Source organism: Thermoanaerobaculia bacterium (assembly GCA_035260525.1).
GTDB lineage: Bacteria > Acidobacteriota > Thermoanaerobaculia > UBA5066 > DATFVB01 > DATFVB01.
Genome location: DATFVB010000032.1, coordinates 1 through 4,158 on the forward strand (window position 1 = coordinate 1; position 4,158 = coordinate 4,158).

Below are 4,158 nucleotides of genomic sequence, written 5' to 3' on the forward strand. Positions count from 1 at the left end.
TTGGCGGAGGAGGAGGGATTCGAACCCTCGAAACCCTTTCGGGTTTACCGGTTTTCGAGACCGGCCTGATCAACCACTCCAGCACCCCTCCGCGGGGTCGGGGGGCGGATTATAGCCCATCGTTCGAGGGCTCTGGCGCGCCGCGCGCCGGAAACAAAACCGCGCCGACGACGTAGTATTGCCCAGAGAGCGGAAGTTTGCCGCCGGAGTGAGGAATACGCCCATGTCGTCGAAATTCGAGCCGTCGTCTCCCGCCGAGACCGCCTACGAGGAACCGCCGGTCATCACCGCGCCCCCCGCGCGCCGGAAGCTCTCCCGCGGGTGGAAGATCGCCATCGGCGTCGCCGTCGTCGTTCTCGCGCTCGTCGCGCTCGGCAAAATGCAGGCGGCGAAGGCCAAGATCCCGCGGGTGACCGTCGCCAAGGTCGAGAGGCAGGACATCGTCTCCAAGGTGACCGCCAACGGAAAGGTCCAGGCGGAGAAGAAGGTGGATCTCTCGGCGCTCGTCATGGGGCAGATCGTCAATCTCGCGGTGCGCGAAGGCGACCACGTGGCCAAGGGGGATTTCCTGCTCCAGATCGACAAGAACCAGGCGGCCGCCGGCGAAGCGGGGTCGGCCGCGGCGCTGGCCGCGAGCTTCTCCGACCGCGACTCCGCGAAGGCGACGATGGAGCAGGCGCGGCGCGACTACGAGCGCGCCCGAAAGAACTACCAGGAAAAGATCCTCGCCGAAGCGGATTTCCAGAAGGCGAAGTCGACCCTCGACACCGCGACCGCGAACTATCAGGCCGCCCAGAACCGCATCGACCAGAGCAAGGCGAACCTGAACGCCTCCCGCGACACCCTGTCGAAGACGACCGTCCGCGCCCCGCTCTCCGGCGTCGTGACCGCGCTTCCGATCAAGGAGGGGGAAGTCACCGTGATCGGCACGATGAACAACGCCGGCACGCAGCTGATGACGGTCTCCGACATGTCGACCGTCGAGGCGGTGATGATGGTGGACGAGACCGACGTCCCGAACGTGAAGGTCGGCCAGAAGGCGCTCGTCAACATCGACGCCTATCCGAACCATCCGTTCGACGGCATCGTCACCGAGGTCGGCAGCTCGCCGATCCTCCCGAACGATCCCGACCTCCAGGGGCTCACGACCACGTCCGATGCGATCAACTTCAAGGTCCGCATCAAGGTCCTCCAGCCGCCGGACACGATCCGCCCCGGCTTTTCGGTGACCTCCGACATCATCACGGGGACGAAGCCCTCGGTGCTCACGATCCCGCTCGCCGCCGTCGTCGTGCGGGATTCTCCGAAGGCGGAGAAGACGGCAACCGGAAAGGTCAAGACGGAAGAGGGCGTGTACGTGATCGACAAGGGGAAGGTGAAGTTCGTCCCGATCCAGACCGGGCTTTCCGGCGAGCTCTCCGTCGAGGTGAAGACCGGCCTCGACGCCGGCCGGCAGATCATCACGGGGCCGTTCAAGGCGCTCCGGACGATCAAGGACGGCGACAAGGTGATGATCGAGAAGGCGAAGAAGGGGACCGGACCGGGGAGCGCGTCCGCGTCGAGCTGAGCGATGAGTTTCGCGGAGCTGCTGCAGGTCGCGCTCACCGCGCTGCGGCGCAACAAGCTGCGTTCCTTCCTGACGCTCCTCGGCGTGATCATCGGCGTCATGACCGTCGTGGCGGTCGTCTCGGTCATCAGCGGGTTGAACGGCTACGTCCAGGACAAGGTGATGAATCTCAGCCCGGACGTGCTCGTCTTCACGAAGTACGGGATCATCCGGGGGCGCCAGGAGTGGCTGCTCGCCAAGAAGCGCAAGCCGATCTCGATACGCGACGCCCAGATCGTCGAGAAGGAATGCCGCTCGTGCGCGGCGGTCGGGACGAGCGTGAACACGTCGTCGAACGTGCACGCGGGGGCGAGGAAGCTCGCGGGGGTCTCGATCCAGGGTTACAGCGCGAACATGGATTCGATGCTGAACATCGACCTCGAAGCCGGGCGATTCTTCACGCCCACCGAGGAAGATCACGGCGCGCCCGTCGGCATCATCGGCTACGACGTCAAGGACCAGTGCTTCCCGACGGTCAACCCGATCGGGCGCACCCTTTACCTCGGCGGCTATCCGATCACCGTGATCGGCGTCCAGACCAAGGAGGGGAGCGTCTTCGGGGAGAACCGCGACACCGTGGTCTTCCTGCCGGTGACGTTCGTGCGAAAGGTCATGACCTCGAAGCCGGACATCTCGATCTACGTACGCCCGCGTCTCGGGATGGCGGGCGTGGAAGCCACCCAGGACGAGGTGCGAACGATTCTCCGCTCGATCCGGAAGACGCCGTTCTCGGGGGACGATCCCTTCGGGATCGTCGGCTCCGAAGCGATCAAGTCGCTCTGGAACTCCATCACGGCGAGCGCCTTCGGCCTCATGATCCTCATCTCCGGCATCTCCCTCGTCGTCGGCGCGATCGTCATCGCGAACATCATGTTCGTCTCGGTCGTCGAGCGCACGAAGGAGATCGGGCTGCGGATGGCGCTCGGCGCGCGCCGACGCGACATCAAGCGGCAGTTCCTGCTCGAATCGGCGCTGCTCGCGACCGGAGGCGGCGTGATCGGCGTCCTGCTCGGCGCGCTCGTCGCGATGGCGGTCAACCAGGTGTTCCCCGCGCGCGTCCGGTTCGTCTTCATCCTGATCGGCATCGGCACCGCCACGCTGACGGGTTTGCTCGCCGGGCTCGCCCCCTCCTCGTCGGCGTCGAAGATGCCGCCGATCGAGGCGCTGAGATTCGAGTGACGCCGGAAGGGAAGGGACGATGAATCGCCTGTTCGAAACCGTCCGCCGCGGATTCACCGAGAACGTCCGTTTCGCGTTCACCGCGCTGCGGGAGCACAAGCTCCGTTCGGGACTGACCGTCCTCGGGATCGTCGTCGGAGTGGCGACGGTGATCGCGATGGTGTCGATCGTCACCGGCTTCAACAACAACGTGATCGGGAACCTCCAGGCATTCGGCGCCAACCGCATCGAGTTCCAGAAGTACGAGGACCGTTTCGGCGGCGGACCGACGAGAGACGAAGTGAAGCACCGCCCCAACCTGACCATGGACGACGTCAAGGCGATGCGCGACGGGATGCCGGACGCGAAGGCGGTCTCCGGCCTCGTGGGGACGTTCGACTCGGAGATCCACCTCAAGAACGGAAGCCTCGAGGCGAACAACCCCTACGTGCTCGGTGTCGACCACCAGTATCCGGAGGCGACCGCCTACACCGTCGGTCACGGGCGCTTCTTCACGCCGCTCGAGATCGAGCACAGCGCGCTCGAGACGGTCATCGGCGCGGACGTGAAGGACGCGATCTTCCCGAACGAGGATCCGATCGGCAAGGTGATCACGCTGAACGGCCTGCGGTACACGGTCATCGGCGTGCTGGAGAAAAAGGGGGAGCAGTTCGGCTGGTCGCCGGACAACAAGGTCCTCCTCCCGTACGGGACGTTCGAGAAGCAGTTCGGGTTCGTCGTCCGCAAGGAAGGCCTCTCGAGCATCAGCGTCGTACCGAAACGCACCGAGGACCTCGAAAAGATGATCGAACAGGGAACGGCGATTCTCCGGGTCCGCCGCCGCGTGCCCTTCGACAAGGAGAACAACTTCGCGATCTCGACGCCCGATCAGCTGATCGGACAGTTCCGGTCGATCACCGGAGGGATCACGGGCGCGATGATCCTGATCGCGCTCATCTCGCTCCTGATCGGCGGCGTCGGCGTGATGAACATCATGCTCGTTTCGGTGACGCAGCGCACGCGCGAGATCGGGATCCGGAAGGCCGTCGGCGCATTCCGGCGCGACATCATCGGGCAGTTCCTCACGGAAGCCGTGACGCTCTCGACGATCGGCGGCGTCATCGGGGTCCTCGTCGGAGCCGGCATCGCCGCGCTCGTGCGCGCGCTGCCGATCTCCCTTCCGGCGGCGGTGCCCCTCTGGTCCGTCGTCGTCGGGCTCGTCGTTTCGATGAGCGTGGGGATCTTCTTCGGCGCCTATCCCGCGGTGAAGGCGTCGCGCCTCGACCCGATCGAATCGCTGCGGTACGAGTAGCGCTCGCGCGGCCGCGGCGTCGCGGGGCGAAGGAGGCGAGCGCTTCGGCGCGGGTCCTGACACGGGGCCGCTCTTCCGGCCC

At 65.6% G+C, this 4,158-nt stretch carries 3 protein-coding genes and 1 tRNA gene; 3 read left to right on the plus strand and 1 reads right to left on the minus strand.

The features are described from left to right. Window position 1 precedes the first annotated feature (1 nt). Window positions 2-91: transfer RNA gene (locus VKH46_01270), tRNA-Ser, on the minus strand. A gap of 132 nt (window positions 92-223) precedes the next feature. Here VKH46_01270 and VKH46_01275 point away from each other — a divergent pair. The 3 genes from VKH46_01275 to VKH46_01285 are packed head-to-tail and all read left to right on the plus strand — an operon-like array spanning window position 224 to window position 4,076. Continuing rightward, complete coding sequence (locus VKH46_01275; GenBank protein HKB69442.1) at window positions 224-1,567, plus strand: efflux RND transporter periplasmic adaptor subunit; 1,344 nt, start codon at window positions 224-226, stop codon at window positions 1,565-1,567. A gap of 3 nt (window positions 1,568-1,570) precedes the next feature. Then, the gene (locus tag VKH46_01280) at window positions 1,571-2,785 is read left to right on the plus strand and encodes an ABC transporter permease (GenBank protein ID HKB69443.1); all 1,215 of its coding nucleotides are present in this window, start codon (window positions 1,571-1,573) and stop codon (window positions 2,783-2,785) included. Window positions 2,786-2,804: 19 nt separating this feature from the next. Further along, window positions 2,805-4,076, plus strand: coding sequence for an ABC transporter permease (locus VKH46_01285; GenBank protein ID HKB69444.1), 1,272 nt, complete (start codon window positions 2,805-2,807; stop codon window positions 4,074-4,076). The last annotated feature ends 82 nt before the right edge of the window (window positions 4,077-4,158 follow it).

What these genes read in the sequence shown, in the direction of transcription:
- VKH46_01275 (HKB69442.1), top strand. Translation starts at nt 224, where the DNA reads ATGTCGTCGAAATTCGAGCCGTCGTCTCCCGCCGAGACCGCCTACGAG.
- VKH46_01280 (HKB69443.1), top strand. Translation starts at nt 1,571, where the DNA reads ATGAGTTTCGCGGAGCTGCTGCAGGTCGCGCTCACCGCGCTGCGGCGC.
- VKH46_01285 (HKB69444.1), top strand. Translation starts at nt 2,805, where the DNA reads ATGAATCGCCTGTTCGAAACCGTCCGCCGCGGATTCACCGAGAACGTC.